The sequence below is a fragment of the Halohasta sp. A2 genome (genome assembly GCF_056175805.1).
The window spans coordinates 1-855 of record NZ_JAQFWV010000179.1 but is presented as its reverse complement, the minus strand read 5'-3'; the positions used below and the strand labels follow the sequence as shown (position 1 = coordinate 855).

Genomic DNA, 855 nt, shown 5'->3' with positions numbered 1-855 from the left:
AGTTCCTCGTCGAGAGTGTTGACGACAAAATTAAGCAGATGCTCTTCTTCGATCTGATTGTCTGTTTGGGTTTGTTTCACACTACTTCCAAACAGACACTCCATCTAACCCGATGTGATCGACTGAAATTTAGACGGCAAGACGAAGATTATGGAATATTCGTTCGACACCCCAATCCACGTCCTCTACGAAGCAGACACAGAAATCGAAGTTGCGGAGGATGTCGACTACAACAGTGAGTGGCTGAGTGAGCGAATCGCTGAACTTGATCGTGAGGGACAAGTCATCGCGTTCCGGCTGGTTGAGCTACTGGAAGCCGCAGTGGATGTTCGCGATGACGACGAGTTCCAGCTGTACAAAGAATTCGAACCCGAAAAGATTCAACAGGCGGTCGACCAGGTCTCTTGGGGTACACCGATTCCACAAGTCGCTGGCGAGCTGATGTCGAACCTCATACTTCGACACTCGTTACCAAATGCGAACCATCGAACGGGAATTGCCATGCTCCAGTTCTGTATCGAGAGCGTAGAGCCTGATTTTGAGATGCCACGAACTCACGTCGACGATCACATGTGGCGGGAATGGGTTGACCCCTATATTGTTGAATCAAAGCGACTCATCACCGTCCGTCGAAATAACATCCGATTCAAGCATCTCGAAGCCATGGGCGTTGATCTGGTCGAACGAAAGGACGGGATTCAGATTCGACTAGCAGAGTTTGATCTGGAGTAGTTGGATAGCAGGTTTCTAATCGCAAGACAGCGTAGGGGTAGCTCAAAATTGTCATTTTGGAATGATGGACGTACGTCGACTAATATTTTCTAAGGCGAGTTTCTATTGACCAATCGTAAATTT

Annotated in this window: 1 pseudogene; it reads left to right on the top strand. The window is 48.0% G+C overall.

Going from position 1 to position 855, the window contains the following annotated elements:
- Positions 1-141: 141 nt before the first annotated feature.
- Positions 142-729: pseudogene (locus O2S87_RS18665) on the top strand (DUF8172 family protein); the annotation flags it as partial.
- Positions 730-855: the final 126 nt, after the last annotated feature.